Origin of the sequence: Streptomyces sp. NPDC001822 (genome assembly GCF_042892135.1) — a bacterium.
Taxonomy (GTDB): Bacteria; Actinomycetota; Actinomycetes; order Streptomycetales; family Streptomycetaceae; genus Streptomyces.
The window spans coordinates 305,593-331,220 of sequence record NZ_JBIATW010000004.1; the positions used below are offsets into that span (position 1 = coordinate 305,593).

Annotated in this window: 35 protein-coding genes, 3 tRNA genes and 1 pseudogene; 28 read left to right on the plus strand and 11 right to left on the minus strand. The window is 63.5% G+C overall.

The genetic code is table 11. The features are described 5' to 3' along the window. The 8 genes from ACFYY2_RS12255 to ACFYY2_RS12290 form a co-directional block, all read right to left on the minus strand. Positions 1-1,014 (minus strand): hypothetical protein, encoded by a 1,014-nt coding sequence (locus tag ACFYY2_RS12255; protein WP_388740787.1) that lies wholly within the window; start codon positions 1,012-1,014, stop codon positions 1-3. A gap of 36 nt (positions 1,015-1,050) precedes the next feature. Beyond that, positions 1,051-1,614 carry a hypothetical protein gene (locus tag ACFYY2_RS12260; RefSeq protein WP_388740789.1) on the minus strand — a complete coding sequence of 188 codons (564 nt, stop codon included), beginning with the start codon at positions 1,612-1,614 and terminating at the stop codon, positions 1,051-1,053. Positions 1,615-1,630: 16 nt separating this feature from the next. Further along, positions 1,631-2,059 carry a hypothetical protein gene (locus ACFYY2_RS12265; RefSeq protein ID WP_388740792.1) on the minus strand — a complete coding sequence of 143 codons (429 nt, stop codon included), beginning with the start codon at positions 2,057-2,059 and terminating at the stop codon, positions 1,631-1,633. Next, positions 2,056-2,229 carry a hypothetical protein gene (locus ACFYY2_RS12270; protein ID WP_388740795.1) on the minus strand — a complete coding sequence of 58 codons (174 nt, stop codon included), beginning with the start codon at positions 2,227-2,229 and terminating at the stop codon, positions 2,056-2,058. Before ACFYY2_RS12270 ends, ACFYY2_RS12265 begins: the two co-directional genes overlap by 4 nt. A 152-nt stretch (positions 2,230-2,381) precedes the next feature. Next, positions 2,382-2,453: transfer RNA gene (locus ACFYY2_RS12275), tRNA-Ala, on the minus strand. A gap of 55 nt (positions 2,454-2,508) precedes the next feature. After that, positions 2,509-2,586 (minus strand) — tRNA-Trp (locus tag ACFYY2_RS12280). Positions 2,587-2,629: 43 nt separating this feature from the next. After that, positions 2,630-2,702: transfer RNA gene (locus ACFYY2_RS12285), tRNA-Asn, on the minus strand. A gap of 10 nt (positions 2,703-2,712) precedes the next feature. Further along, a complete protein-coding gene (locus tag ACFYY2_RS12290) occupies positions 2,713-3,156 on the minus strand; it encodes an HNH endonuclease (protein ID WP_388740797.1) in 444 nt (147 codons plus the stop codon). Between the two features lie 342 nt (positions 3,157-3,498). Between ACFYY2_RS12290 and ACFYY2_RS12295 the strand changes: the two genes are divergently transcribed. From ACFYY2_RS12295 to ACFYY2_RS12405, 23 genes are all read left to right on the plus strand, one after another. After that, positions 3,499-4,017: a hypothetical protein gene (locus tag ACFYY2_RS12295; RefSeq protein WP_388740800.1), complete on the plus strand. Its 519-nt coding sequence runs from the start codon at positions 3,499-3,501 to the stop codon at positions 4,015-4,017. A gap of 559 nt (positions 4,018-4,576) precedes the next feature. Further along, the gene (locus ACFYY2_RS12300) at positions 4,577-5,368 is read left to right on the plus strand and encodes a PD-(D/E)XK nuclease family protein (RefSeq protein ID WP_388740803.1); all 792 of its coding nucleotides are present in this window, start codon (positions 4,577-4,579) and stop codon (positions 5,366-5,368) included. 99 nt (positions 5,369-5,467) lie between these two features. Then, positions 5,468-6,235, plus strand: coding sequence for an AAA family ATPase (locus tag ACFYY2_RS12305; RefSeq protein ID WP_388741327.1), 768 nt, complete (start codon positions 5,468-5,470; stop codon positions 6,233-6,235). A 566-nt stretch (positions 6,236-6,801) separates the two neighbouring features. Next, entirely contained in the window at positions 6,802-7,098 is a 297-nt protein-coding gene (locus ACFYY2_RS12310; RefSeq protein WP_388740805.1) for an endonuclease VII domain-containing protein, read from the plus strand. Next, complete coding sequence (locus tag ACFYY2_RS12315) at positions 7,091-7,228, plus strand: hypothetical protein (RefSeq protein ID WP_388740808.1); 138 nt, start codon at positions 7,091-7,093, stop codon at positions 7,226-7,228. The genes ACFYY2_RS12310 and ACFYY2_RS12315 overlap by 8 nt, the downstream gene beginning before the upstream one ends. A 43-nt stretch (positions 7,229-7,271) precedes the next feature. Next, the gene (locus tag ACFYY2_RS12320) at positions 7,272-7,601 is read left to right on the plus strand and encodes a CHC2 zinc finger domain-containing protein (protein WP_388741330.1); all 330 of its coding nucleotides are present in this window, start codon (positions 7,272-7,274) and stop codon (positions 7,599-7,601) included. After that, the gene (locus tag ACFYY2_RS12325; RefSeq protein WP_388740811.1) at positions 7,525-8,139 is read left to right on the plus strand and encodes a toprim domain-containing protein; all 615 of its coding nucleotides are present in this window, start codon (positions 7,525-7,527) and stop codon (positions 8,137-8,139) included. The genes ACFYY2_RS12320 and ACFYY2_RS12325 overlap by 77 nt, the downstream gene beginning before the upstream one ends. Beyond that, the gene (locus tag ACFYY2_RS12330) at positions 8,136-8,342 is read left to right on the plus strand and encodes a hypothetical protein (protein ID WP_388740814.1); all 207 of its coding nucleotides are present in this window, start codon (positions 8,136-8,138) and stop codon (positions 8,340-8,342) included. Before ACFYY2_RS12325 ends, ACFYY2_RS12330 begins: the two co-directional genes overlap by 4 nt. Further along, positions 8,339-8,806, plus strand: coding sequence for a DUF3310 domain-containing protein (locus tag ACFYY2_RS12335; protein WP_388740816.1), 468 nt, complete (start codon positions 8,339-8,341; stop codon positions 8,804-8,806). The genes ACFYY2_RS12330 and ACFYY2_RS12335 overlap by 4 nt, the downstream gene beginning before the upstream one ends. Next, positions 8,803-9,009 (plus strand): hypothetical protein, encoded by a 207-nt coding sequence (locus ACFYY2_RS12340; protein ID WP_388740819.1) that lies wholly within the window; start codon positions 8,803-8,805, stop codon positions 9,007-9,009. Before ACFYY2_RS12335 ends, ACFYY2_RS12340 begins: the two co-directional genes overlap by 4 nt. Then, on the plus strand, positions 9,006-9,275 hold the full coding sequence (locus tag ACFYY2_RS12345) for a hypothetical protein (protein ID WP_388740821.1): 270 nt from the start codon (positions 9,006-9,008) through the stop codon (positions 9,273-9,275). Before ACFYY2_RS12340 ends, ACFYY2_RS12345 begins: the two co-directional genes overlap by 4 nt. Continuing rightward, positions 9,272-9,451 carry a hypothetical protein gene (locus ACFYY2_RS12350; protein WP_388740824.1) on the plus strand — a complete coding sequence of 60 codons (180 nt, stop codon included), beginning with the start codon at positions 9,272-9,274 and terminating at the stop codon, positions 9,449-9,451. Before ACFYY2_RS12345 ends, ACFYY2_RS12350 begins: the two co-directional genes overlap by 4 nt. Positions 9,452-9,459: 8 nt before the next feature. Beyond that, complete coding sequence (locus ACFYY2_RS12355; RefSeq protein ID WP_388740826.1) at positions 9,460-10,269, plus strand: metallophosphoesterase; 810 nt, start codon at positions 9,460-9,462, stop codon at positions 10,267-10,269. Continuing rightward, complete coding sequence (locus ACFYY2_RS12360) at positions 10,266-10,817, plus strand: hypothetical protein (protein ID WP_388740829.1); 552 nt, start codon at positions 10,266-10,268, stop codon at positions 10,815-10,817. The genes ACFYY2_RS12355 and ACFYY2_RS12360 overlap by 4 nt, the downstream gene beginning before the upstream one ends. 4 nt (positions 10,818-10,821) lie before the next feature. Continuing rightward, positions 10,822-12,846 (plus strand): ribonucleoside-triphosphate reductase, adenosylcobalamin-dependent, encoded by a 2,025-nt coding sequence (gene nrdJ, locus ACFYY2_RS12365; RefSeq protein WP_388741333.1) that lies wholly within the window; start codon positions 10,822-10,824, stop codon positions 12,844-12,846. Positions 12,847-12,935: 89 nt separating this feature from the next. Beyond that, positions 12,936-13,460 (plus strand): hypothetical protein, encoded by a 525-nt coding sequence (locus tag ACFYY2_RS12370; RefSeq protein ID WP_388740831.1) that lies wholly within the window; start codon positions 12,936-12,938, stop codon positions 13,458-13,460. Positions 13,461-13,522: 62 nt separating this feature from the next. Continuing rightward, complete coding sequence (thyX, locus tag ACFYY2_RS12375; RefSeq protein WP_388740834.1) at positions 13,523-14,221, plus strand: FAD-dependent thymidylate synthase; 699 nt, start codon at positions 13,523-13,525, stop codon at positions 14,219-14,221. A 418-nt stretch (positions 14,222-14,639) separates the two neighbouring features. Next, positions 14,640-14,825 (plus strand): hypothetical protein, encoded by a 186-nt coding sequence (locus ACFYY2_RS12380; protein ID WP_388740836.1) that lies wholly within the window; start codon positions 14,640-14,642, stop codon positions 14,823-14,825. 8 nt (positions 14,826-14,833) lie between these two features. After that, positions 14,834-16,657 carry a DNA polymerase gene (locus ACFYY2_RS12385; RefSeq protein ID WP_388740839.1) on the plus strand — a complete coding sequence of 608 codons (1,824 nt, stop codon included), beginning with the start codon at positions 14,834-14,836 and terminating at the stop codon, positions 16,655-16,657. Positions 16,658-16,886: 229 nt separating this feature from the next. Next, positions 16,887-17,090, plus strand: a complete 204-nt coding sequence (locus ACFYY2_RS12390) for a hypothetical protein (RefSeq protein ID WP_388740842.1) — start codon at positions 16,887-16,889, stop codon at positions 17,088-17,090. A 141-nt stretch (positions 17,091-17,231) separates the two neighbouring features. Then, complete coding sequence (locus ACFYY2_RS12395) at positions 17,232-17,492, plus strand: hypothetical protein (protein ID WP_388740845.1); 261 nt, start codon at positions 17,232-17,234, stop codon at positions 17,490-17,492. Next, the gene (locus ACFYY2_RS12400) at positions 17,489-17,686 is read left to right on the plus strand and encodes a hypothetical protein (RefSeq protein WP_388740848.1); all 198 of its coding nucleotides are present in this window, start codon (positions 17,489-17,491) and stop codon (positions 17,684-17,686) included. Before ACFYY2_RS12395 ends, ACFYY2_RS12400 begins: the two co-directional genes overlap by 4 nt. 26 nt (positions 17,687-17,712) lie before the next feature. Further along, a complete protein-coding gene (locus tag ACFYY2_RS12405) occupies positions 17,713-18,129 on the plus strand; it encodes a deoxycytidylate deaminase (protein WP_388741335.1) in 417 nt (138 codons plus the stop codon). Between the two features lie 359 nt (positions 18,130-18,488). Here the strand turns inward: ACFYY2_RS12405 and ACFYY2_RS12410 are convergent, their stop codons facing one another. Further along, on the minus strand, positions 18,489-20,093 hold the full coding sequence (locus tag ACFYY2_RS12410; RefSeq protein ID WP_388740851.1) for a recombinase family protein: 1,605 nt from the start codon (positions 20,091-20,093) through the stop codon (positions 18,489-18,491). Positions 20,094-20,123: 30 nt separating this feature from the next. Here ACFYY2_RS12410 and ACFYY2_RS12415 point away from each other — a divergent pair. Beyond that, positions 20,124-20,447: pseudogene (locus tag ACFYY2_RS12415) on the plus strand (hypothetical protein); the annotation flags it as partial. Positions 20,448-20,519: 72 nt separating this feature from the next. Here ACFYY2_RS12415 and ACFYY2_RS12420 read toward each other — a convergent pair. Further along, positions 20,520-20,723 carry a DUF1918 domain-containing protein gene (locus ACFYY2_RS12420; RefSeq protein WP_388740854.1) on the minus strand — a complete coding sequence of 68 codons (204 nt, stop codon included), beginning with the start codon at positions 20,721-20,723 and terminating at the stop codon, positions 20,520-20,522. Positions 20,724-20,765: 42 nt separating this feature from the next. Continuing rightward, positions 20,766-21,761 (minus strand): DMT family transporter, encoded by a 996-nt coding sequence (locus ACFYY2_RS12425; protein ID WP_388740857.1) that lies wholly within the window; start codon positions 21,759-21,761, stop codon positions 20,766-20,768. On the opposite strand from ACFYY2_RS12425, the gene ACFYY2_RS12430 reads away from it, so the two are divergent. From ACFYY2_RS12430 to ACFYY2_RS12445, 4 genes are all read left to right on the plus strand, one after another. Next, positions 21,760-23,205 carry a PLP-dependent aminotransferase family protein gene (locus ACFYY2_RS12430; RefSeq protein WP_388740859.1) on the plus strand — a complete coding sequence of 482 codons (1,446 nt, stop codon included), beginning with the start codon at positions 21,760-21,762 and terminating at the stop codon, positions 23,203-23,205. The two genes, ACFYY2_RS12425 and ACFYY2_RS12430, sit on opposite strands and share 2 nt — an antisense overlap. Positions 23,206-23,214: 9 nt before the next feature. After that, positions 23,215-23,652 (plus strand): GNAT family N-acetyltransferase, encoded by a 438-nt coding sequence (locus ACFYY2_RS12435; protein WP_388740862.1) that lies wholly within the window; start codon positions 23,215-23,217, stop codon positions 23,650-23,652. 67 nt (positions 23,653-23,719) lie between these two features. Continuing rightward, positions 23,720-24,295, plus strand: a complete 576-nt coding sequence (locus tag ACFYY2_RS12440) for a histidine phosphatase family protein (RefSeq protein ID WP_388740865.1) — start codon at positions 23,720-23,722, stop codon at positions 24,293-24,295. 158 nt (positions 24,296-24,453) lie between these two features. Next, entirely contained in the window at positions 24,454-25,617 is a 1,164-nt protein-coding gene (locus ACFYY2_RS12445; RefSeq protein ID WP_388740867.1) for a serine hydrolase domain-containing protein, read from the plus strand. The last annotated feature ends 11 nt before the right edge of the window (positions 25,618-25,628 follow it).

Sequence of the window (25,628 nt, forward strand, 5' to 3'; positions counted from 1 at the left end):
CTAGAAGCCCACGACGCGTGACCTTCTCAGTTTCATTCGTCCATCAGCAATGGCATCCGCCCTGGCCTCCATAGCAATTACGGCGCACACGGCGAGGTCCACCTTCCGTTTGGATCGAGGGGAGTCTTTTTGGATCAGGATTCCTTGCGGAACTTCGCGGGTGACCGCGTTCAGGACATGCCGAGTGAGGCGGGGATCCCCGTCGTGCTTGAGATCGCCCACCATTGCGGCTGTGCGAAATCGTTCAACGGCCTGCACCATGCGAGTCGGTTTGTTCGTCCAGAACTCGAATACGGTGTCATCGCCGTGCGTGATGGACCATCGCCCGATCGCTTCCTGCCAATAGGGCGGGTCGGCGTACATCCACGCGACGCGGTATGTGTCGAAGGCTCGATGGACCGCAGCTTCTACCGCGAGGACATCGACTTCCCATTCGTCGGGAGCGTGCTCGGGGCGTTCCCAAACTCCGATGACAAAGAGCTTGGCGTCTCGCAATCTGACGCCCACAATTCCTGTGGCGTCTCCGCGGATACTCCCATCGAATCCCAAAGCGATTTGGTCGCCGGGCTTGATGGGGTCCTGGTCGTCCTCGCGTGCATCCCACTCGGGCTTGGACATCCAACCGTCTGAAGACTCTGCTATTCGGTTGCAGAAGAATCGGAGATAGGTGGAGTCAGGAGTGGTGCGGTCGAAGAGGATGGTTCGAGTCAGGCCGTCAATGTCGGCCCAAGACGCATCGCCATACGCCTCTGTGAGGGCCTGGCGGACCTTGGCCTCATCCCGCATCTCATCGGGCTCGATGGAGCCTTCAATGCAGTCGTACAGCCAAAAGCCCTGGGTGATCATGTCACTCTCGTGAATGACCTGGGCGACGCTGTCTTCGTTCGGGTTGTACGCGTTAGTCGTAGTGACCCAGCGAGATCCAACCGCGGCGAGCTTTTCGACGTTACGCTTCAGGGTCTGGAAGAATTCCGGACCGCCATTCGAGCCCACCCAGTGGTGGACTTCATCCATGAGTACGAATCGGCATTCGTCTGGACCCCAGCAGAACTAATCCGCCGGGGCCCAGACAAAGGTTGGGCGATTCCCCTCGTTGGTTCGTCCGGCGGTCGCCTTCGGCTTGATAGAGCCGGGCTTGCCACTCTTGAACTGAATGACGGCCTTGCCGATGTCGAGGCTGTATTCCTTCTCGGCAGGAGACTCGGACAGACATCCACGGATGAACTCCATGGTCTGCTCGGTCTGCTCGTACGCCGTGGCACCAACCTGCACCGTCGGCAGAGCAACGCGCTTGGCCACGGGGAGGCCGAAGGCGTTGAAGTGGGAGAACCGACAGGGGCCGATGAACTCGACGATGGCCAGGGTCGCCAACAGAGGTGTCTTGCCCCAGCCCTTGGCCCTCCGCAGAGTGCCGGCGCTGTAGCGCCAGGTCCCATCAGGCTTGATGGCGTAGAACCAGAGGACGAATCGAAGCTGTTCCTTGGTGAACTGCCAGGGCTCGCCTGCTCGATCGCCGTCAGGCTGGACGATGTACTTGCTGCACCAACGAATGACCTCGTACCCAAGGGTCTCCTTGGGGGAAGGGACGCCCTCAGGCAGGTTGCCTGTCTGCACGGGCGTTCACCTCTATTCAGTCGCTCAGGAGTCGGAACAGCTCCTCGTCTAGGTCTGTCGTGGTGGCTTCGGGGGAGTCGGGCACGTCGCCCTGGTCCTGGTCCTCGGTGTCCTCAAGGGACATGCGCAGTCGTGCGCGGTCCTCGGTGGTAGCGCCCCACTTGGCCACGCGTTGGCGGATCTCACCGGCGAGCTTCACGTCACCGCCGTAGAAGGCATCTGTGAGCTTCACGGTGATCTCAAGCTCGGCCCAGTCGGTCTCAGCCCAATTGCCGGCCTGCGGCGAGGTCGCCCAGGTCCGCCAGAAGCGGCGGGCGCCAGCAGTCTTGATCCCAAGGCCAGGCGGAAGGGCCCGGCCCTCAGTGGTCGAGGAGCTGAGTGTCTGCGCGTACTCGTGCTTGTTGCGCCTCTGCGCGTTCTCCTTGGGCTTCGGTCCGCGGGTCACAGGGTCACCGCACCAGGGTCGATGCCGTAGAGGTCGCCCAGCTCCTCAAGCTCGAAGAGCGCGTCTTGGCGCCAGGACCGCTCAGCGGCCTTGGACGGCCGGCGCTTAGGTGCCTCAGGCCCGCAGAAGTCGTATGGGCAGTCATCACACCTGCCGTTGCATGCGGACATGGGACACCTCCGAGGGGAGTAAGTAGGGAATGAAAGAAGCCGCCCTCAGGGGGCGGCGTGAAGGAGTGGCCGGGTGCAGGTGGGGGACTCGAACCCCTGGTGGCCAACCACGTTGAACGCGCCGGTACCCACCGGCCTCACCTTTCCCCTTGTGTGCCTGACCGGATTCGAACCGGCGTTGCCCCCTTGCGTGGGGGAGTCCTAGACCACTGGACGACAGGCACCGTGCTTCCGTCCCCTGATCAGGGAGAGTTTCAGCACCTACGGGCGCTACCCGTATGGCATGGGTGGAGGGATTCGAACCCCCGCCATCTGGTTTTGGAGACCAGCGCTCTACCTGGCTGAGCTACACCCCATATGTGAGACAGGCTGACCGACGAGCGGCCTCCGCTGTCTCCAGCTCCCCGACCTGGACTCGAACCAGGGACACACGGATTAACAGTCCGTTGCTCTGCCGACTGAGCTATCGGAGAACGAGGCCGCTCACTGGCGGCCCTCGCTGTACGTCTTGCGCTTGTGGCAGGTCCGGCACAGGACCCAAAGGTTGTCCAGCTCCCAGGAACCCCCTCGGGCTACCGGGACGATGTGATCAACTTCCAGCTCTTTGTGCGACCCGCAGTGTTGGCAGGTGAACCGATCTCGTACAAGCGTTCGAGTTCTACGTTTTGACCAATCCTTTGGTCTCGAAGCATTTCGAGCAGACGTTCGATTCCAGCTCTTCCGAGCCTGGTGATCGAGGCACCTCCCGTCCCTTGCTGCGGGTGCCAAGCAGCCTGAGTTCAGGCAGATGGATTTGGCTCTCGGCAAGGGTGCTCCTGCGGTCTGGGGCCCCGGCCGGCTACTTGTCTGGCAGCCGGGGCCGTGTCCTGGATGCCTGGTCAGGGGCCTGTTAGGGCTCATCTGACGGATCAACAGGAAAACTTGCATCGAAGATGAAACTAAAGAACTTACGGGTCCGTAGGTGGTCCTGCCCTGGTCTCTACCTTTAGAGGCACCCAGTACAAAAGGGACTTTGGAAACAGTGTTGTCTAAGTTCTCCTTGGGTCCTTCACATCTTGTTCACGTAGGCCGTTCGTTCGCTCGTTTCACTCGCTCTCTCACTAATGATGTCGGTGTCAAACCGCCCGACTTGGGACGCTGTTGGTGGCAACTGAGACTCAGGTCACCTCCCTTGGCGTCTGCCGAGTGGTTCCCCTGTGAAGGAAACTTGATTTCGTGACGCCCGTTAGCTACGTTAGGTCAAACCTTCGAGAGGACCGGGGCCCACCCATGACCAAGCTGCCGGACAACGAGACCTTGAGGCGCTTCTATCGGGAAGGGCTAAGCGATAAGGAAATCGCCAAGGCTTTCGACTGCTCGGTTCAAGCAGTTAATCTCCGGTTTGGGAAAATGAACCTTCCGCGAAAGCCGTGGAGCAATACGGCTGCTGCAATCCTGGAGGCTGGGTGGCCAAGGGACGAGTTCGACCGAACTAGGTTCACTCGATTTAACCGGGCCCGGGATCTCACCACCTTCATAAGGTGGCGCCTCGGAGACCCCGACCTAACGGACAGGCAGCTGGAGCGCGCCGAGCGATTCACTGCCCACCTTGAGCGTCATAACGTCGTGCTGACGGTGGACTGGGGCAAGGAAAACCCTTGGGTATTCGTACCCAGGGAAGAGTCAGACGGCCGGCGCGTCATCCGCTGGCCTGAGGGTCGAGAGATGCCTAAGGGACCTCACTTGGATGCCATCTCGCTCCCACCTGCGGTGGCGACCCCTGGCATTGCCTCAGAGTCAAACGCCTGATCCCAGCTCAAACCGGACACCTCGGCCCTCTGCGTCTTACGCAGGGGGCTTGTTGCGTTCCTTTGCGATGTCTTGACTCGGGGGAGCACAACCTACTGGCGGGTTAACAAGTGAAGATTTTTACCCATTGCCGTCACACGATCAACCTGTATGTTGGAGACAGGAGGACGGGCCTCCTCCGCTTACGGATCAGTGACACGGTCGGTGAAGATGAACGAAACGCGTGCATGGCTGGGTGCCCTCTCCACGGGGGCAATCAAGACGAACAGCCGAAGTACATGGAATGCGCGCGTGGTTGACATGCGAGCGGACTACAGCACCTTGGGTGTCCTGGTGCTGTACTCCCGAGGAGTAGTGACGGAGTGGGTAGACCTGATCATCTCGGATCTGTCACTCGAAGCCCTTACGGCTCAAAGGATTCTGGCCCTCGAACGTGAGCTGGGGGCCCGAGTCGGCGCACTGGAGATTGCACGTGCCCATCACTGTCGGGAGCACGCCGAGATACCTGGCTCCAGTGCGTTCACCATCATCAGACTGAGCACCATAGGAGCTAACAGCATTGAGTGTTGAGAACCAACCGCGGTCGGTCTCGCAGACAGAGCAGTACGAGAAGTGCGCATGGCGCTGGTACCTCCAGCGCGTAGTGCGGGTGAGACCCCGACCGGCAGCTTGGTCCTTCCATGGGACGGCCTTTCACACCGCCGCAGAGGCGTGGGAGAGGTCGTCTCGTGCGTTGGGGGCCGATGAGGTCACAGCGATCTTCCACGACGAGTACACGTCCAAGGTGAACGAGGCCCTGGAGGAGGAGCCCAACACCGACGTGTGGCTGGCCGCAGGTCGCTACACGGGTGGTGAGGACATCGAGCGCCGGTATCACCTCGGGATGGAGCAGACAGCGGCCTACGTCGAGTGGAGCAAGGCCAACAAGCCTGCCCTCTGGACGGAGCCGAACACCGGAGGGCCGGCGCTTGAGCTGTCCTTCATGGTCGAGCTGGGTGGCATCAAGGTCAGGGGCTTCATCGATCAGGCTCTCGACGAGACCGAGAACAAGGTTCGAGTGAGGGACCTGAAGACCGGCACCATGAAGAGCAAGTTCCAGCTTCAGACGTACTCGGTGGCCATGCGGCAGCAGTGGGGCGTTGAGGTCGAGCGGGCTGACTGGTACCTGGCCAGGGACGGCCGCCTTTCCCGGCCCGTGAAGGTCGAGGCCGTGTCGGAGGACGAGATCGGCCAGAGGTTCGCAGACATGGACGCCGGGGTGAAGGCCGGCAACTTCCCGGCGAACCCCGGTTTCGACTGCAACTTCTGCGACGTGTCCCATGGGTGCATATTTTTTTCACCCAGAACTTGAATCCGTGACGACGCTCATCTACCTTGAAAACAGAGGGAAGGAAACAACATTTACAGCCTCACGCAGTCGGTAGACCAGAAGGGGGCGGCAGGTGAACCGCTGCCGTCGCCGTACCAGGGCCTTGCCCGCCATGAGGTCGAGTTCCGGCGCGGAGAGTTCTCGTTGGTCGCCGCCGGGCCCGGGACGGGGAAGTCTCTCTTCGCCCTGAATCTGGCACTGTTCGGAAACATCCCGGTCATGTATTTCAGTGCCGACTCCAACGCTGCTACGCAGCTCACCCGGTCCACGGCCATCATTACCGGGGACAACGTCAGAGATGTGAAGCGGAAGCTCCTGGCGGACAACTTCGGCGAGTACATGGACACGCTGTCTAAGCGCTGGTGGATCAGGTTCGACTACGACGCAAGGCCGACCCTTGCGGCGATCGAACTGAAGCTCAGGGCTTACTTCGAGGTGTTCGGGATGTTCCCTCACCTGATCGTGGTGGACAACATCACGAACGTGCAGGGAGATAATCCGGCCGGTGATGCGGAGTCCTTCACGTTCGGGCTGGAGGCCATGTGTGAGTATCTGTCGGACATGGCTCGGGTGACTGGGGCTCACGTCCTGGCCCTGCATCACGTCACTGGTGAGCACAGCGACGGCCTCAACCCCATCCCTCTATCGGGAGTGAAGGGCAAGATCGGCCGAGTCCCGAACGTCATTGTGACCCTTCATAAGGAGATTGACGGGATGGACGGGCGGATCGTGCACGCCTCGTCGGTGAAGAACCGGGAGGGCTTCGAGGACTCGTCGGGGCAGACGTTCAGTTCGTATGAGTTCAACTCCACGAACATGAGACTCGTGGACATAGCAAACACCCTGTAAGTGACATAGGCCACAGGATCAAGGGCTTACGAAACTTGAATCCGTGACGGGGTGAGCCTATATTGGAAATAGGGAAAGGGGCGGGGAAATGAACAGGTCTTGCGGGTACAGCCTTCAGCGGGAGATTGTAGATGTTCTGCTGAATGAGAACCCCGAAATCTCGGGTATCGAGATTCGAAATGCTGGCGGGGGAGTTGTCGCCCTCGTGCTCGCAGTCGAGAGGCCGCGGGGGCTACGCCTCTACCGTCTGGCAAAGGAACTTCGGTTCCATTCCCGCCACAGCGCCGCTCAGGTGGTCGCCGTGACGATGCCGACGAAAGGCGGGCCGGCATGGGAAGTCCTGCCCCTCACGTACCTCCAGAGCTTGGCCGATGACGCTGTTGCCTTCCACGATCAGCGTCGGCTTCAGGCGGCCCTGAGGCCCCGTGTCCGATAAGCCTCGCGCCGGATACCGGAAGTGCACAAGGTGCGAGAAGAACAGGGCAGTTCGGTTCTTCACGCCCCAAGGGCGGGTGTGCTCGACCTGTAGGAAGAAAACTCGCAGAGCTTCGTCCCACGAGGCGCGGGTGACCAACACCTACGGCCTTGAGCCTGGCGAGTTTCAGGCCCTCATGGACTACCAAGGTGGCGTGTGCGCCATCTGCGGACAGCCAAGGCGATACCGGCTCGACGTAGACCATGACCACAAGACCGGCCTCGTGCGAGGGCTCACCTGCCGTCAGTGCAACCGGCGGATCCTGCCTGGTGCCAAGGACAACCCCGAAACGCTGCGATCCGCAGCGGACTACCTAGATGACCCGCCTGCGGTCCGATTCCTGGGACCGAGATTTCACATGGATACGCGAGGAGTCACCGATGAGTGAGGCAGCCATCAAGCTCGACTACCGCAAGTGGAGGGGCGAGAAGGAGTTCCTAAGCTCCGCCAATCGTCAGTACAACTTCCCGGTCCATGTGAGGCGGATCGGTGAGCCGACCCCGCGCAGCGGTCAGTAGGCCGCCGATAGCGGAGGTGCTGAAGCACTACTACTCAATAGACGTGAAGCAGCGGGCAGGGTGGATCAAAATCCCCTGCCCGCTTCACGTTGACGAGAACCCCAGCGCCTCAGCCAACACCGAGAAGGACCGTTGGAACTGTTTCGTCTGTCAGGTCTCCGAAGACTCGATAGACGTCGTGATGCGAGAGGAAAAACTTGGCTTCCGAGAAGCCCAGGCATGGGCACATGCCCGGTTCGGTGGAAGCGGCGAGAACGTACTTCCAGCAGTACAAGGGGAGTCCGGCCGAGGAGTACATGAAGGCCCGCGGCCTGGCGGACGTAGCCGAGAAGTTCACTCTGGGGTACGTCGGTTCGGCTCTGACTGGACATGAGCCGAAAGCCGGGATGCTGGTCATCCCGTACCTGCGGCCGGCCGGTGGCCCTCACGCCGTAGCTACCATCCGCTTTCGCTGCATCGCAGACGACTGCGTACGGGACGAGGACGGAAACTACTTCGCCCCCACCCGCAAGGAAGACCACTCCAGCCACAAGAAGTGGTACGGGAAGTACTGGGGTCTCCCCGGTGATATCCCCCGCATGTTCAACACGCGGGCCCTGCTTACCAATTCGCCGTTCATCGTCGTCACCGAAGGCGAATACGACGCCATGGCATGGGAGTCGGTTGGTTCGCCGGCCATCGCCTACCAGGGCACTACGAGCTGGCGCGACTACTTCATACCTCCACTGCTCGGCTTCGGGACGGTCTTCATCATCGCTGACGGGGACGAACCCGGAACCAAAGCGGCCGAGAAGTTGGCTGCTCTGCTGCCCAACGCCAAGGTCATCGTCCTTGGTGACGGACACGATTCAAATTCATACCTTCACGAGTACGGGGCTGCTGCCCTGCGAGAAAGGATCGGGCTTCTGTGAAGTCGATTTGGGAGCCGGGCACACGCGTCCGAGTCCGCAAGAGTCCCCTTGAGGGCCTTTCCGGGATGGCGGGAGTGATCCAGGAAGTCAACTACGCGCAGTTCGAGGAAGCTACCTCCGTTCTGCTTGACGAGGGTGACGCAGCACTGAATGCCCTGGGCCTTGGTGCCTTCTTCTATGACTACGAGCTGGAGGCAGAGTGACGTACGAAGTTGGCGACGAGGTAATCATCGCGACCCCTTCCACCCCCTATGTGCAGATGTTTAAGGGGATGCAGGGAACCGTCACGAGGGTCGTTTCGGATTACCCGTTCCCCTTTGAGGTCCGAGTAGATAACCGTCTACTCTGCTTCGCTGGCCGGGAGCTGGCGCCGGTCGATCTCGCAGACATCAGTGACTTCCGGAAGGTACTGGACGAGGTACACGCAACCCTGTGGGCCGAGGTGCTGGAGCCGGTTGAGGACGAGGTGAACAGCCCCTCGCACTACACATGGCTGCCAGGTGGCATCGAGGTCATCGACATCACAGAGCTGCTGAACTTCAACGTTGGCAACGTCGTGAAGTACGCCCTCAGGGCCGGCCACAAGACGGAGGACCCGATCACGGATCTCCGTAAGGCGGCTTGGTACATCAACCGTGAGATCGAGCGCCTGGAGGCGGGCAAGTGACCATCAAGTTTGGGGACTTCTTCGAGTCCCGGAATACGACGCTGGCGATTCACGCCTACAAGACGTTCATCTCCTTCGATCTTCACGAAGATAGCGACAGCGATGCGCGCATATTGATGTCGAACATCTCGGTAGCTGAGGCAAAGAAGATCCGCGGTGAGCTGGACACCGCTATCAAGGAGATCGAGGAGACGGCCAAGTGAGCACTGAGAAGCGTATTGAGAACCTGGTCATTGAGTGGTTGGCCAAGTTCCGGGACATCGAGGCTGTGTCAGCGCGAATCGATGAAGACGACTGGGCGATGAAGACCGGATCCAGTGGAGGGTGCGACACCTGTGCCTGGACCACGGAATATATGGAGCTGACCATCTGGTACACCCAGGAAGGCGGCTACAGCAGCTATGTGGAAGTGCCCATGGACCCGCTCAACTTCCTGTCTGAACTGCTGAATCTGGAGGACGCAAAGTGACTATCGAAGAGCACGCAAAGGCTATTTCAGAGGCCATCGATGCCGCTTTCGGCGATGGCTACGAGCTGGACAACGGGAGTGGCAGTCCCATTTTTGAGATGGATCTGAACTCAGTGGTGGCCGGAACGATCAGCGATTGGGTCGCGATTGAGCTGCCCAAGTCGACCTACTACTGAGGAATCAATTGAAGCGTGTTGTAGTCATCTCCGACGTCCAGGCTCCTTTCGAGGATAAACGGGCGCTGAAGAACGTCATCCAGTTCATCGGGGAGTTTCAGCCCGATGAGGTCATTCAGATCGGTGACTTGGTGGACTACCCCGCGCCGTCCCGCTGGTCCGCGGGGACCAGGGCGGAGTTCGAGGGCAACGTCATCCGGGATTCCGAGTACACCAAGAGGAACTTCCTTGCCCCTCTGCGGGCCGTCTATGACGGCCCCCTGGGTGTCCTGGAGGGAAACCATGACGAGCGTCCCCAGAAGTACCTAGCGAGCCGCGCGCCGGCCCTTGCGGCGGAAGACACCTTCTATCGCTTTGAGAACCTGCTCGACTTTGCGGCCTACGGCGTGAAGAAGCTCCCGCCCTACTACGGCTTCGCTCCGGGCTGGGTGGCCATCCACGGCCACGAGTCGCCCGGACTCAACCAGGTTGCGGGCCGTACAGCAGCCAGCAAGGCAAGGAAGGCCGGCACTTCGGTTGTCATGGGCCACACCCACCGCCTTGCTATCTCCCCGGAGTCCACGGGATACGGCGGAAAGCTGAAGACGATCTATGGGTTCGAGGTCGGACACCTCATGGACGTTCGAAAGGCGGGCTACCTGAAAAACGGTCCGGCCAACTGGCAGAAGGGCTTTGGCCTCTTCTACGTCGGCAAGTACAACGCAACCCCTCACGCCATTCCGGTTGAGGACGATGGCTCTTTCGTAGTGGAAGGTCAGAGATTCGGGAAGATCGAGCGAGGGCCTAAGGGGCAGTTCGCGCAGAAGGACGGGCGATGACAGCAGTCGATTGGGAGGCCCTTGAGCCCCTAGCCGAGAAGGTTTCTCGTGAGATCGCCGGTAAGTGGCTGATCGTAGACGCCGATGACGTGAAGCAAGAGATTCTGCTTCACGCCTACCAGGAGAAGCACCTGATCGCCCAGTACCAGGGCGATACCGAAATTCTCCGCAAGATTTTTTGGAACGCCGGGCGACGATACGCCGCCAAGGAGCGTGCCCATCTTGACCTCATGGACGACCAGTACCACTACACCCCGGAGGAAGTTCGGGGAGTGATGCGGTCCTTCATCTACACAGATGCCGAGGTGTCCCAGCAGATCGGCAAGAAGGACGACCTGACGCGCTGTGTCATCACGGACAACATCACGTCGGCCCGACTGGATGCCGAGAAGGGCATCGAACGCCTGAATCGGGACTACCAAGAGGTAATCCTGCGGCTGTTCGTCTACGGGCTCAGCCCTGCGGACGACGCCGACCGAAAGCGGGGATACAGAGCTATCGATGCTCTCACCGCTGAAATGAATCGCACTATACGAACAGGTAGGTAAGACCCTGACTAACTGGAAGACACCCACCGCAAAGACTGTCTACGAGCGTACGTATCGGCGCGAGCTGCCCTCTGGGGAGCTGGAGACGTGGCCCCAGACTGTACGGCGAGTGGTTGACGGGAACCTGGCCCTGGTCCCCGCTCGGTACATCGAAGAGGGCGAGCGTGAGCGCATGGTCGAGCTGATCGAGAGTTGGGCGGTGATGCCCGCGGGCCGTCACCTCAAGTCCTCGGGCGTGAACGACTATGCGTTGAACAACTGTTGGGCTGCGGGCTGGGAGCCGGATGACCCGGCCGAGCACTTCACTTTCACGTTGCTGCGACTGGCGGAGGGTGGGGGAGTGGGTTCCAACTACTCGAACCACTACCTCAAGGACTTCCCGGCCGTGGTGAGTCCTGTGCGAGTGCACGTGGTCTGCGATCCGGCCCACCCTGACTACCTGGACATGGTGGAGTCTGGGCTCATCTCCACGGAGTACGCCTACACGTGGGCAGGTGCCTACGGTGTCGAGGACTCCCGAGAGGGTTGGGCCGAGGCCCTGGGCGACCTGATCCGTACGGCACACAACGCAAGCACCGAGCATCAGGACCGCGTATACGACGTGAGTCGGGTCCGCCACAAGGGTGCCCCGCTGCGGTCCTTCGGAGGTACGGCCTCGGGGCCGGCGCCCTTCGCCGAGATGCTGGTGAACGTCGGCGCGATCCTCACTCAGTCGACCTTCGGGCCAGTTGAGTACGCCCCTCTCAGCGGCATTTCTGCCATGGAGATTGATCACGAGATTGCGCGCTGCATAGTCAGCGGCGGAGTCCGTAGGTCGGCCCGGATGAGCATCATGCGGTGGGACGACCCGGACATTGACGAGTTCCTGGCCTGCAAGGCGGACATGTCTCGCCACTGGACGACGAACATCAGCGTCGAGGTCGACGACGGCTTCATTGAGGCCGTGCACGCTGGCCACATGGGGGCCGAACTCGTTCTTCGCACCCTTGCCGAGGGTGCGTTGGGCAACGGTGAGCCGGGCTTCTGGAACTCGTCTACGTCGGCTGCCGGTGAAGTCGATGGCGTGTTCACCACAAATCCATGTGGAGAGGCCCTTTTGACTCCATATGAGCCTTGCAATCTCGGTTCCGTCAACTTGTCAGCATTCGTCGACAAGTTCGGTGAGGTGGACACGGCTGGACTGCTTGAGGCCCACCGGCTGGTGACTCGATACCTGATTCGTGCCACCTGCGCAGAGGTCGCTGACCCGAAGTCTGAAGCGGCCATCTCTCGGTACCGACGCATCGGCGTGGGCCACACCGGCTTCGCCGATTTCCTGGCCAAGAACGGGCTTCGGTACTCCGAGGCGGCTGAGAGCCGACGCGTGCGGGGTGTGCTTGAGGTCCTGGCCGAAGAGGTGGACGCGGCTGCGGTCGAGTACGCCAACGAGATGCGCATCCCTGTACCGATCAAGACGCGAGTCATCGCACCCACGGGAACGATCTCCAAGGTGGCCGGCGTCTCGGGGGAGGGTATCCATGCTCCTTTCAGTGACTACTTCATTCGTCGCATCCGGTTTTCTCTGGTGGAGCCGGAGGAGAAGCGGCAGGTGGAGGAGTACAAGGCCCTGGGGTACAAGGTCGAGGACTGCGTATACGCCGCCAACACGGCTGTCGTCAGCATCCCGACTCAGGACCCTCTTGTCTCCGAGGTCATGGATCCGTCCGTGATCGAGCACGCTGGCGTGCTGACCCTTGAGGACATGCTGAGCGTCCAGACGCTCTACCAGGAGGCATGGGCCGACCAGGCGGTGTCTTACACGGCCTCCGTGGATCCGGAGAAGTACAGCGTCGATGACGTGGCTGCGATCCTGCTCGACTTCATGCCGCGGCTGAAGGGTTCCACCATCTTTCCGGAGATGTCCCGAGCCCAGGCGCCGTACGAACGGATCACCCGTGATCAGTACCTCGTCGAGCAGCGGGCGCTTGGCATCGTGACCGAGGACACCGGCTTCGACGAGCTTTGCTCGTCTGGCGCCTGCGGCATCTAAGTAGACCGAGTGATGGGCGCCACAATGGCTCCCAAAACTTGAATCCGTGACACAACTCCCGCATTATGAAAACAAGGAAGTGAATCCGAGTGAGCTATCCGGATCCGTTCGATGAGCGTTCACCCTGGGATGAAACTCCCGAGACCATGACCCCTAAGAAAGAGGAATCGCCTGTGACTTCTACCGCTCCTGAAGGCCCCGCCCCGTTCGTCATCGGCTTCACCCTGAAGGCCGGCACTGGCTTCGATGCCGAGTGGCTGACTCCCAAGGTCTACGGCTACACGGCCGATGAGACCGCGGAGCGCGGCGCCGAACTGCTGTCTGCGATGAAGTCGAAGGGCCTGATCGATCTCACGTCGAAGGCCGCTGACTACACCCGCAGTCAGTACAAGGGCGGCGGAAACCCGGGCGGTGGTGCTGCCCCGAAGCGATTCAACGGCGGCCGGGTCGAGGCCAAGGACCAGGCCCCCAAGACGGTCGGTGACGACTGCCCTCACGGCCGGTCGCTCGTGTCCAAGTCCAATTGGACGGCCCTCTTCTGCGACGGCCCGGACGGTGACAAGTGCGAGCCGCTGTGGAAGCAAAAGGACGGCTCTTACAAGGCCAACAAGTAACGCCGAAGGCTGTTGATGGGGAGCCAGGAAAGGCCCTGGCTCCCCTTTTTCATGGGAGAAACATGGACTTCCAGTCCGAGATGTACGTCGAACTCGTAAGGCACTCCGCATCCGATTTCGATGTGGCTGCCGCGGCCCGGGTGTCCACCATCGGCGCCAACGGCCTGGACCTCAACCTTCCGACCGAAGGTCTCATCAACTTCCTGATGCGCGACCGGCACGGCTCGCCTTTCGAACACACCAGTTTCACGTTCTACGTCGAAGCACCCATCTTTGTCGCCCGCGAGTTTTTCCGGCACCGCGCCGGGTGGTCCTACAACGAGGAATCCGGCCGCTACAAGGAGCTGGCTCCCGTTTTCTATGTGCCGGCCGATGGTCGGCCCCTGCGTCAGGTCGGAAAGCCGGGTGCCTACCAGTACAAGTTGGGCACCTACAAGCAAGCCATGGTGGTGAGCGGGGATATCCGCCGTATCAGTACCGAGGCGTATGAGACCTACAAGCGGCTCCTGGACCTCGACGTGGCCCGTGAAGTGGCCCGCATGGTGCTTCCGGTGAACATCTACACGTCGTTCTACGCCACGTGTAACGCCCGGTCCCTGATGCACTTTCTGAGCCTCCGAACCAAGAGGGACAACGCAGCCTTCCCCTCCTTCCCTCAGAAGGAAATCGAGATGGTTGCCGACCAGATGGAGAACGAGCTGAAGGAAACAATGCCCCAGACATACGCGGCGTTCGACAAGCACGGAAGGGTTGCCCCGTAATGCGACTCGCTGGCTTCCTCATGGTTCTCACCCTCTTGCTTGCGGGCTCTATTGCCTTCCGGGCTTACGCGCCCTGCAAGGCGTATGGGCTCTCCTCCATCGGAGACGTGCCCGCGCGGTGCCTGATGCCGAAGTGACCAATCTCGGAAGGGTCATGGTCTACGGCTGGGATAACGGCGGAGTGGAGATCGCCTGTCGTAATTGCGGAGAGTGCATTGCGTCGGGCGGGTGTACCTGCTGCGAGGACAACCAAGTCACGCTGCTTGACCTTGTTTCGGCTATGCGCGAGCACGTCTGTAAGGAATCCCTGAATGTATGACTCGGCCGACCTGTTCGGCTTCTTTCTGCTCGGCACTGTCTTCGGGGCTGTCGGGCTGCTATTCATCCTGGCTCACCTCGGAAGAAAGGCACAGCGCTAATGACTGAGAAGATCCGCGTCACCGTCGTCATGGAGTACACACCGAACCTGAAGCACTATCCGGATGAGGATTCGGTCGCTGCTGCTGCGGAGTTCGACGCGAGGGAGAACCCGTTCGAGGAGTTCCCCTCCGCATATCTCGATGACCTCGTGTCCGTCGCGTACGAGGTAATCCCCGCAGAATAGGAGTGCGTGTGAAGGTCCTGCATTACGAGATCAAGCGTCAAGCGGTACGCATCAACGTCTGTGAGACGCCCTGGGACCTTGACCGCTTCATCGACTTCGTGGAAGCCAACCCAGTAATGGGTTACGACACGGAAACTACCGGTCTGAACTGGTGGGACTCAGGTCGGGGTTTCCGTATCCGTCTCGCTCAGTTCGGCAACGGCGTTGAGAGTTGGGTTCTGCCGGTCGAGGTGAATCCGCAGTTCAAGGTCGCTGCCGTCTGGGCGCTCCGGAAAGCGTATCGACTGATTGCCCACAATGGCACCTTCGATCAGCACGTCAGTGAAAAGACTCTCGGTGTCACTCTCGAAGAACTCGCGCCGAAGATGCTCGACACCAAGATATTCGCCCACCTCGTTGACCCGAGGCAGGTCAAGGAGTTCGGGCCGGGCCTCAAACTCGAAGAGCTGGTGAAGTTCTACATCGACCCTGCCGCGGCCGACGAGGTCAAGGGCTCGATGGCGGCGATAGCCAAGCGGTACAAGGTCAAGAAGGAAGCCATTTGGCCTCTGGTCCGCACCTTCGACGAGGAATACTTGCTCTACGCAGGTATGGACCCGATTTGGGCGTATCGGCTGCTTCACATCCTCATGCCCAAGGTGCCGGCCCGCTCGAAGATGAAGGGCCTGATCGGCTGGGAGCACCGTCTAGCGCACGTCACTGCCCTGATGGAGCGAACGGGCTACATCGTTGACCAGGAGTACGCAGAGATGCGTATTGCTGAGCTGAAGGTCGAGGAAGAAAAGTGGGTGAAGGTTGCGAGCCAGTGGGTTGACAATGTCAACTCCGACAAGCAACTGATTGCGGCATTCCAGAGTTTCGGGTTCAAGCTCACGAAGAAAACCAAAAAGGGCAACCTGTCGATGGATGCCGAAGTGTTGGACTCCATCGATCACCCCCTGGCGGAGGCCGTCAAGAAGGCGACGAAGGCCGCTAAGTGGCGAAAGACGTGGTTCGAGGCGGCCATCAACGGCATGGACCCTGAGGGGCGCGTCCACGCGTCAATGAACACCTTGGGTGCCAGGACAGCCCGCTATTCCATCTCGGGCGCCATTGCTGCACAGACATTCCCCGCGGGGGATGGGTATGTGCGCTCTGCCTTCTTGGCTGAAGAGGATCACGTTTCTGTCTCCATCGACTTTGGAAACATGGAACTGCGGGTCATGGCTGCGGCCTCGGGCGACCCGATCATGATGAAGGCATTCCTTGCTGATGAGGACTTGCACAACATCACGGCCATCGCTGCATTCGGGCCGATGAAGCCGGGTCAGAAGAAGCACGAGAAGAGGCCGGCGGGCAAGGGAACGAACTTCGCCATTGGATTCGGTGGAACATGGAGAGCCGTCACTGATGGATTCGGGGTTCCCGAGGCGGATGCGAAGAGGGCGGTTGACGCTTTCTGGGCGACGTATTTGGGGGTTGGCCGCTTCGGGGACAAGCTCAAGGATGAGGCGCGTCGGACCGGCTACATCTACACGGCTACGGGCCGGCGTCTTCCCGTAGATCGCCGCCGCCTCTACTCGGCGCTGAACTACTACATCCAGTCGAGTGCTCGGGACATCACCGCTCGGGCGATTCTTAATCTCCATGCAGCCGGATTCAGTCCTTGGATGCGTCTCCCGGTGCATGACGAACTGGTCTTCTCCTTCCCAGCGGACAGGGCGAAGGAGTTGACCGAACAGGCTGCTCGAATCATGGAATTCACTTTCAGAGGACTCCTGATCCCGGCTGAGGGTGAAATCGGTTTGCGTTCGTGGGGCTCCATCTTGGACATGGAAGAGAGTAAGCATTGATCACGACTCGCAAGAAGCGGCGCTACGACGTGACGATTCGAGACGTAGGCGACTACGAGGGGACGTCGTGGGGATGGTCGGTCCGCTCCAGTGGAGAAGTAATCGATTCAGGAATCAGTGAGTGGCGTTTCTTCGCCGTGAAGGCCGTGAGGCGGACGATCCGCCTACACGCAAAGGGCAAGGTCGACACCGCAGGCTCTGAGTTCACAATCTGGTACTAGGAGAGCGTATGAAGCTGAGTGAACTGATTGCCGACGCTGAGCGGACGTTGGAGGAGTTCGGGGACATTCCCGTCGTCATGCCCGACCCCGGCTGTTCCTGCTGCGCTAGTGGGGATTTCGAGGACGTTGAGACTCGTGTAGAGCGGAACTCGGTGCGCGTCTGGGAAGGATCTAAGGCTGTCAAGGTACCTGTCGCATTCATTGTGGCCTGAGCCTTTGTACGAAGACTTTGAGGAGATCCAGGACTGCGAATGGTGTCAGAACGCTGATTCCGTAGGGCTTTTCGACCTGGATGACGTAGAAACCGGCCTGTGTGCCGAGTGCGCTGAGAACAACGCTGTGGAGAGGCACATATGACTGAGAAGTACGAGGATGCGAACTCGATCATTTCGGACCTCGAAAGCCAGATGGCTCGTGCGAACCTGATCAAGAGGGGCGAGTACGCGGCGGGCATCGCCGTTCTGGCCGGGGCAGTCCTGAAGTCTGCACTGGAGGCCGGCGTCCCGTATGCCCTGGCCGAGGAGATGGCGGGCGACTTCTGGAAGGCCGAGATGCTGGCGGACACAGTTGCCGGCCTCCTCCGCAACGCCGAGGTAGAGGAGGACGACGAATGAGGTTCTTCGCCGTCGTGACCCTGTTCGTGATCGTTGCCATGATCCTCACGGGGTGTGAGGTGGACACTCGGAAGTGTCTGAAGTCCCACACAGACCTCATGCCGATAACCATGGTTGGCGCCAAGGGCCAGCCGTATGTCACGTGGATGCCCGTGGACACGTGTGACCGCTACGAGGAGAAGCCCGCGCAGTGAGTTGCAGAAACCTGTACGCCTGCACGGTGTTGCTTGGGCAGAAGCGCCCCTGTTGGGACTGCTACTTCCTCGGGATCGCTGAAGCGGCCAGTGGCCGCGGTGACTGCATCCGGAAGCAGGTCGGCGCGGTCCTGGTCCGCCCGGATCATCGGGCTGTGATCACGGGATACAACGGCTCCGAGCCGGGTGGCCCGAGCTGCCTCGAAGGTGAGTGTCCGAGGTGTCTGAGCGATGTGCCGGCTGGCACGTCCTACAAGGGGTGCGTCGAGTACCACGCTGAGCACAACGCCCTCATGTGGTCCCGACCTGAGGACCGTATCGGGGCGACGCTGTACGTCACGTGGGAGCCCTGCGGGGACTGTCGCAAGTTGATCCGCGGGGTGGGTGTCGCCCACGTCGTGTGGCTCGAACACGGGACCAAGCTCCGTCGCTGGACGGTCTGAAGGCCGTGTACGGTTGGCGCTGGTCGAGGTGGGAGCCTCGTGAATTCTGTGTTCTTGGACTGGACGCCGAGCCATCTCGACCACCGGGGAGTCCTCCCCATGCACCAGGCCTGCAAGCATCGGTGCACACGAGGGCTCCCCTTCGCCGTACTCGGGCCGTCACAGCTACACCAATCGTCGCTGGACAGTCTGAAGGAATGAATCATTGAACATGAGCAAGGACGAGTGTCCTGCCCGTGAGCTGACCGTATGAAGGTTCTTGTGTACCGAGTGGACTCGGAAGGAAACAGAACCCTGATACGTGTCAGAGAGAAGTAGGAACGCCCCCCGCCCTGATGGGCGGGGGGCGTTTTCTGTTCTCAGAACTGTCTCTCGAACTGGTCCTCTTGGATGGCGAGCCGCTGCTTCACGTCCTCGGGGATGAGCAGTGCTCCAACGGCCTCTTCTCCATCCTGGCCTTCGCTGATCACGAACTTGATGCCAGCCCTCAGCAGGTCCTTCGACATCGTCTCCATCCCTCCGGACTCCCACTCCTCCCGGTAGGTATTCCCTCCCGCTGTGTAGACCCATCGGTCCTTCGCGGCCTCCGGGTCGATGTCGTCCATCTGGCTCATGAGGCTGTTCAGCGTCTCTTCGGCGGTCTCCTGGACGAAGCCACCACGGGCGTACTTGCCGCCCGGAGCCAGCTCCTTCATGTAGTGCGAGACGCCGGCCTCGATCTCCTTGAGCTTCTTGCGGGTCTCAGCCCCTCGCGCGTACTCCCGATGCTCAACAGGCTGGTCGCCAAGCTCCTCCAGGACCACGTCAACGAGGGAGCCATACAGCTCACTCGGGTTCTGACCCTTGCTCTTGCAGTCTCGGCATCTGAGGTATTCGTACTGCTTCCCCCGACTCACCGACGTGCGCTTGGTGTAGTTGCCCCCGCAGCGTGCGCAGGTGATGACCCCAAGGAATTTGGTTGAGCCCGGAGTCCAAGGGTTGAGGTTCCTCCGACTCATCCCGTCGAGCACCTTTTGCAGTTCCTCGAACTCCTCCGGGGTGGCGATGGGCGGACCGACCTTGATCGGCTTGCCGTCGCTCCCGTAGACGAGCTGGGACCTCTTGGGCCCGTCGTAGTCCTTCCTCTCTTCAGTTCTCAGGCCCATCAGGGCCGGGTTCCTGAGGATGATCAGGAGAGACGTCCCGTACCAGAGGCCGCCGCTCGGTCCGGGCACACGGCCCCGGTTGAGGATCTTGCACAGCCTGTATGCGGAAGGCTTCTTCTTCCGCTTCAGCAGTGCCTCAATCACCCACCTGAGGAAGCGGTAGGGCCGTTCGTCGTGGTCCAGGACGTACTTGCCGTCCGGCCCCTTCACGGTCTTGTAGCCGTACATGGGGGCACCGGTCAGCCACTTGTCCTGGGTCTTGTTGAACTCCCAGAGAGATGCCACTCGTACACCCGTGTTCGCGGCCTCAATCTCCGCGATGGCGGCAATCAGGGTCGTGATCGTGGTGCCAAGAGGGCTTGAGAGGTCAATCGGGTCGTTGAGGGATTTGAGGTTCTTCTGAAACCTCTCGCACCACTGGATCATGACCTGGAGGTCGAGGATTCGCCTCACGAAGCGGTCGATCTTCCAGAAGTAGAGGACATCGAACTCAGGTACTCGGTGCTGGAGCCAGTCACCGAGGTCCCGGCGCTTCCACGGTGGAACCTTGGTCGCGGAGACGTTCAGGTCCCGTGCAACTCCGACGACTCTCACGCCGTCCGAGTTGGCCAGTCGCCAGAGGTCAAGCTCTTGGCGGATGGGAGAGGTTGTGTCCTCGGTCAGGATGGACAGCCGGACAGAGAGAAGGCCCCGCTGGGCGTCATGGGGGAGGGTCTGATTGATCGCCCGTAGGGCTTCGAGTTCCTTGATCTCATCGGCGGACCAAGTGACTCCGACCGTAGGCACATTCACGACTGACGGAAGCATGTTCGATGACATAGTCCCAGGTTACAGCGTTGTGCCAACAGATATACATGCCCCCAGATCTACTGGAATATCGGCTTCGCCGCCGCCGACTACGCGAAGCTGCTGTCGTGGTGGGCCGGGACGGTCGAGGGCACGGGGGTCGACCTGTACGTGGGGGAGGCCCTGCACAAGGCCGGCGACCCCGCCCAGCCGGCCGCCTGGCAGGACCCGGCCGAACTCTCACGGCACCTGGACCTCGCGGCCGGTCATCCGGAGGTGGGTGGCCACATCTACTTCTCCGCCAAGCACGTGAAGGCCGACCGCATCGGGGCCATGGCCCGGGTGGTCGCCGACCACTACACGACGCGGGCCCGCGCGCCACGCTGACACGGTGGGCGCGGCCCCGCAGCCGCCGGACGCGTACGCCGCGGGCCACTCGTGCCCCGGCGCACGCGCGTCCTAGCCGTCCCGGTCCTCGGGAGCGCCGTGCTGTACGACGCTGTCGGGTCCCGGGGACCTGATCGACTCGTGCCCGTCCTCGAAGCGCAGACGGTACGGCGGGCTGCCCCCGTCACCGAGCACCTCGACGATCTCTGCGACCCGGTCGTGCTGCCCCACGGTCCTGCCGTGCGTCAGCAGCCGGTCGCCCGCGTGTGCCTCCATCGGGAGTGACCTCCTCACGGGTGGCTGTCCATGTCGACAAGTCTATGACCGAAGGCGTCCGGTGTGTCCGGTGGAGAGCGTTGCCGGGCCGTCCGCCGGGCGACTCTCCCGGCCTCCGGACCGCTGGGTGACCGCGATGCAGACCAGTACGGCGACAGCCGCCACCGGGGCCGCTGCGGACACCTCCTCGCCGAGGGCGAGGAAGGACCAGACGAGCGTGAGCAGGGGTTGCGCCAGCTGCAGCTGGCTGGCCCGTGGAACTCCGATCTCCGCCATGCCCCGGTACCAGACGTACAGACCGAGGAAGGTGGACCCCGCGGCCACCCAGACCAGCCCGATGACCCCGTGGGCCGTCGGGCGCACCGGTTCGAGGGGCAGGGCCACGGCCGTGCCGGCCACCGCGAGGGGGAGCGAGAGGATCAGTGCCCAGCCGATGACCTGCCAGCCCGGCATCACCTTCGCCAGCCTGCCGCCCTCGGTGTAGCCGGCCGCGCAGACCAGGAGCGCCCCGCACAGGTACGCGTCGCCGCCGGAGAGCGCGCCGCCGCTCTGCTGGAGCGTGAAGGCGATCACTACGGCGGCACCCGCCGCCGCCGCGGCCCAGAAGGCTCGCGGCGGGCGCGAACCGGTGCGCAGGGCCGAGAACAGCGCGGTCGTCAGGGGCAGCAGCCCCACGACGACGGCCGCGTGCGAGCTGGTGGAGGTCCGCAGCGCCAGCGTGGTCAACAGCGGGAATCCCACCACCACCCCGCCCGCGACGACCGCGAGGCCCGGCCAGTGGAGTCGGGCGGGCACCGCGACCCGGCCCGCCACCAGCGCACCCGCGGCGATCAGCGCGGCCAGCAGGCTGCGCAGGGCGACCAGGGACCACGGGCCGAAGCTCTCCAGCCCCCACACCGTCGAAGGGAAGGTCAGGGAGAAGGCGACCACACCGAGTCCGGCGAGCAGGACCCCGGCGTCGGGCCTCCTGGACGATGCGGGGCGGTCCGGTGCGACCGCTATCGCCGCACGGTCGGTAGCGCTATTCTCTGCTCTCATGCAGGAGCGTAGCAGCGTGTCGGAGCTGGCGAACTTTCTGCGGGCTGAGCTCGACCGCTACTCACCGGGTGGAAAGCTGCCGTCCAGCCGCGCTCTCGTGGAGCGCTTCAAGGTGAGTCCGGTGACCGTCTCCCGGGCCGTCGCACAGCTCGCGGCCGAAGGGCTCGTCGTGACCCGGCCCGGTTCCGGGGCGTTCCGCGCCCAGCCGCCCGCCACCGTGCCCGAACCCGGTGACACCTCGTGGCAGGAGGTGTCGCTCAGCGGCGACAGCGGTCCCGAGGTCGTGCCGCGTACCGTCGACGCCGCCGGAGTGCTCGTCACGCTCGCGGCCCCGCCGCCCGGGGTCGTGGAGTTCAACGGCGGCTATCTGCATCCGGGCCTCCAGCCCGAGCGGGCGATGGCAGCCGCGCTCGCCCGGGCCGGCCGCCGGCCCGGGGCATGGGGGAGGCCGCCCACCGACGGGCTCGCCGGGCTCCGGGCCTGGTTCGCCCGGGAGATCGGCGGGACGCTCCGCGCGTCCGACGTCCTCGTCACGGCCGGTGGCCAGAGCGCCCTGGCCACCGCCCTGCGTGCCGTCGCCCCGCCCGGCGCCCCCGTCCTCGTCGAGTCGCCCACCTACCCGGGCATGCTGGCCGCCGCGCGGGCCACGGGCCTGCGGCCCGTACCCGTCCCCTTGGACGCCGAGGGGGTGCGGCCGGACCTGCTGGAGGCGGCGTTCCGTGCCACCGGGGCCCGGGTGTTCGTCTGCCAGCCGCTGTTCCAGAATCCGACGGGTGCGGTCCTCGCGCCGGAGCGTCGTGAGCGGATCGTCCGGGCCGCCCGCGCGGCGGGCGCGTTCGTGGTGGAGGACGACTTCGCCCGCCACCTCGTCCACGAGGGCGCCGGACCGTCGCCCGAGCCGCTGGCCGCCCACGATCCGGACGGGATCGTCATCCATGTGCGCTCCCTCACCAAGATCACGTCGCCCAGCCTGCGCGTGGGCGCCCTCGCCGCCCGTGGGCCCGTCCTGGAACGCCTGCGTGCCATCCAGGTCGTCGACAGCTTCTTCGTGCCGCGCCCGCTCCAGGAGGCGGCGCTCGAACTCGTCGGCTCGCCGGCCTGGGAACGCCATCTGCGCACGGTGGCCGCCGAACTCGGCCGCCGCCGCACCGCCCTCACGGCCGCGCTGCGCACCAGGCTGCCCGAACTCACCCTGCCTCACGTGCCGTCGGGCGGTGGCACCCTCTGGCTCCGCCTGCCCGCCCCGGAGACCGAGCCCGCGCTGGTGTCCGCCGCCCTGCGGGCCGGCGTCGCCGTGGCCCCGGGCCGCCCCTACCACTGCGCGGAACCCCCGGCCGGCCACATCAGGCTGAGCTTCGCGGCCGTGTCCGGGCCGGCCGAGATCGCTGAGGGAGTACGCAGGCTGCGCGCGGCCTGGGACGAACTGCCCCCGCACGGGCGATAGCCTCCGCCCATGACCGACACCGGCATATCCGCGCCGCGCCACGACATCTCGTCCGACCCGGCACGCCTCGACCACGCCCGCATCCACCACTGGCTCTCCACGGACGCCTACTGGGCGCTGGGCCGTTCCCGGGAGAAGCAGGACCGCGCGATCGCCGGTTCCCTCAACTTCGGTGCCTACGACACCGCGACGGGCGAACAGGCCGCCTACGCGCGCGTGGTGACCGACCACGCGTCCTTCGCGTGGATCTGCGACGTGTACGTCGACCCCGCGGCGCGGGGCCGGGGGCTGGGCACCCGGCTCGTCACCTCCGTCCGGGACCATCTGGCGCCCCTGGGCGTGACCAGGTTCCTCCTCGCGACGAAGGACGCCCACGGGGTCTACGCGAAGATCGGCTTCGCGCCTCTGGAGGTCCCGGACATGTGGATGGCCCTCCAGGCGGGCTGAGGAAGCGCTTGTACGGCGCCGAGCGGCCCTCTTGACCGGCGCGGCGTTCGCCTCCACGATCGCGCCCATGAGTGTTCGCGTCTCACTGGTCGCCGCAGCACGCAGCTCCGCCCTGCTCGCCGAGCGCTTCGACGACGACCGGCCGCTCGACGACACGGGCTGGCACGAGGTGAGGCTCGCCGCGCACGCCCTGGTCCCGCTCGGCGCCGCGGAGATGCGCTACTGCTCGCCCACCCCGCGCAGCCGCGCCACCGGCGACGCCCTCGGCTTCGCCCCGCTGGTCCAGCCCGCCCTGCGCGACTGCGACATGGGCCGATGGCGGGGCTACACCTTCTCCGAGGTCGCCGCCGGCGAGCCGGCCGGTGTCCACGCCTGGCTCACCGATCCGCGCTCGGCCCCGCACGGCGGGGAGTCGCTGCTCGCCTTCATCTCCCGTATAGGGGGCTGGCTCGACACGCGTCCGGTCCTGGAGGGTTCCATCGTGGCCGTCGCCGAACCCGCCGTCGTCCGCGCCGCCCTTGTGTACGCGCTCAAGGCCCCGCCGATGACGTACTGGAGCGTCGAGGTGCGCCCGCTCTCCACGGTGACGCTCGTGGGACTGCCCGGCCGCTGGACCTTCAGCCTCGAAGCGCTTCCGCACTGAAGGCGAGCCGCTCGCGGGGGAGTTCGGAGCCCCGCTCATCTCCCCGGCGTGCTCCGGCCGTCCTCCGGCCGTCCCCCGGTCGAAGGAACAGCGCCCCGGCTCCTTTCCGCCGGTCCGACCAGTCGGTATGGTGCGAGCACCGAGACGAGGAGAGACCCGTGCCGCAGATCCATGGCCACTGTGACGACCGCTTCACGGCGGTGCGCGACGCGTTCACGGCGAACTTCGCCGAGCGCGACGAACTGGGTGCGGCCGTCACCGTCCTGGTCGACGGTGCTCCCGTCGTGGACCTCTGGGGCGGCTGGGCGGACGGCGGCCGGACCCGGCCGTGGGAGCGTGACACGGTCGTCAACGTGTGGTCCACGACCAAGGGGCCGACGGCGCTCTGCGCCCACGTCCTCGTCGACCGCGGCCTCCTCGACCTGGACGCCCCGGTCGCGGACTACTGGCCCGAATTCGCGGCCGAGGGAAAGGAGTCCGTGCGCGTACGCCATCTCCTCTCGCACCGCTCGGGAGTCGCGGGCCTGCGCGATCCGCACACCCTGGCCGAGCTCTACGACTGGGAACTGACCACGGCCCGTCTGGCGGCCACCGCCCCGTGGTGGGAGCCCGGCACCCGCTCCGGCTACCACGCGATCTCGTACGGCTTCCTCGTCGGCGAGGTCGTCCGCCGCGTCACCGGCCTCCTGCCGGGGGAGTTCCTGCGGCAGGAGATCACCGGGCCCCTGGGAATCGACTTCAGCGTCGGGCTCCCGGAGGAGGAGGCCGGGCGCGTCGCCGAGCTCGTCCAGCCGAAGTCCGTCGCACGCGAACAGGCCGCCCTCTTCGCCCGGATGGAACCCGTCGCCCTGGCGTCCCTGCTGAACCCCGGCACGGGCATCGCCGCCGCGAACACCCCCGGCTGGCGTGCCGCCGAGATCCCCGCGGCCAACGGCCACGGCACCGCGCGTGCGGTCGCCGCGCTCTACGGCATCATCGCCGGACACGGTTCCCTCGACGGCCGGCGGATCCTGTCGAAGGAGGCGGCCGAGCGGGTCCGCGAGGGACAGGGCAGCTGCCGGGACCTGGTGCTGGGAGCGGGCTTCACCCACGACACCGAACTGGGCCTCGGCCTCTGGCTGAGCGGCCCCAACGGCTCCTACGGACCCAACCCGCGCGCGGTCGGCCACGACGGGGCGGGCGGTTCGTGCGGCCTCGCCGACCCCGAGGCCGGCGTCGCCCTCGGATACGTCATGAACCGCATGGGCCCGAACATCGCCGACGACCCGCGCAAGATGGCCCTGATCGACGCGGTGTACGGCGTGCTCCGGCGGACTCAGTAGCCGGACGGCCG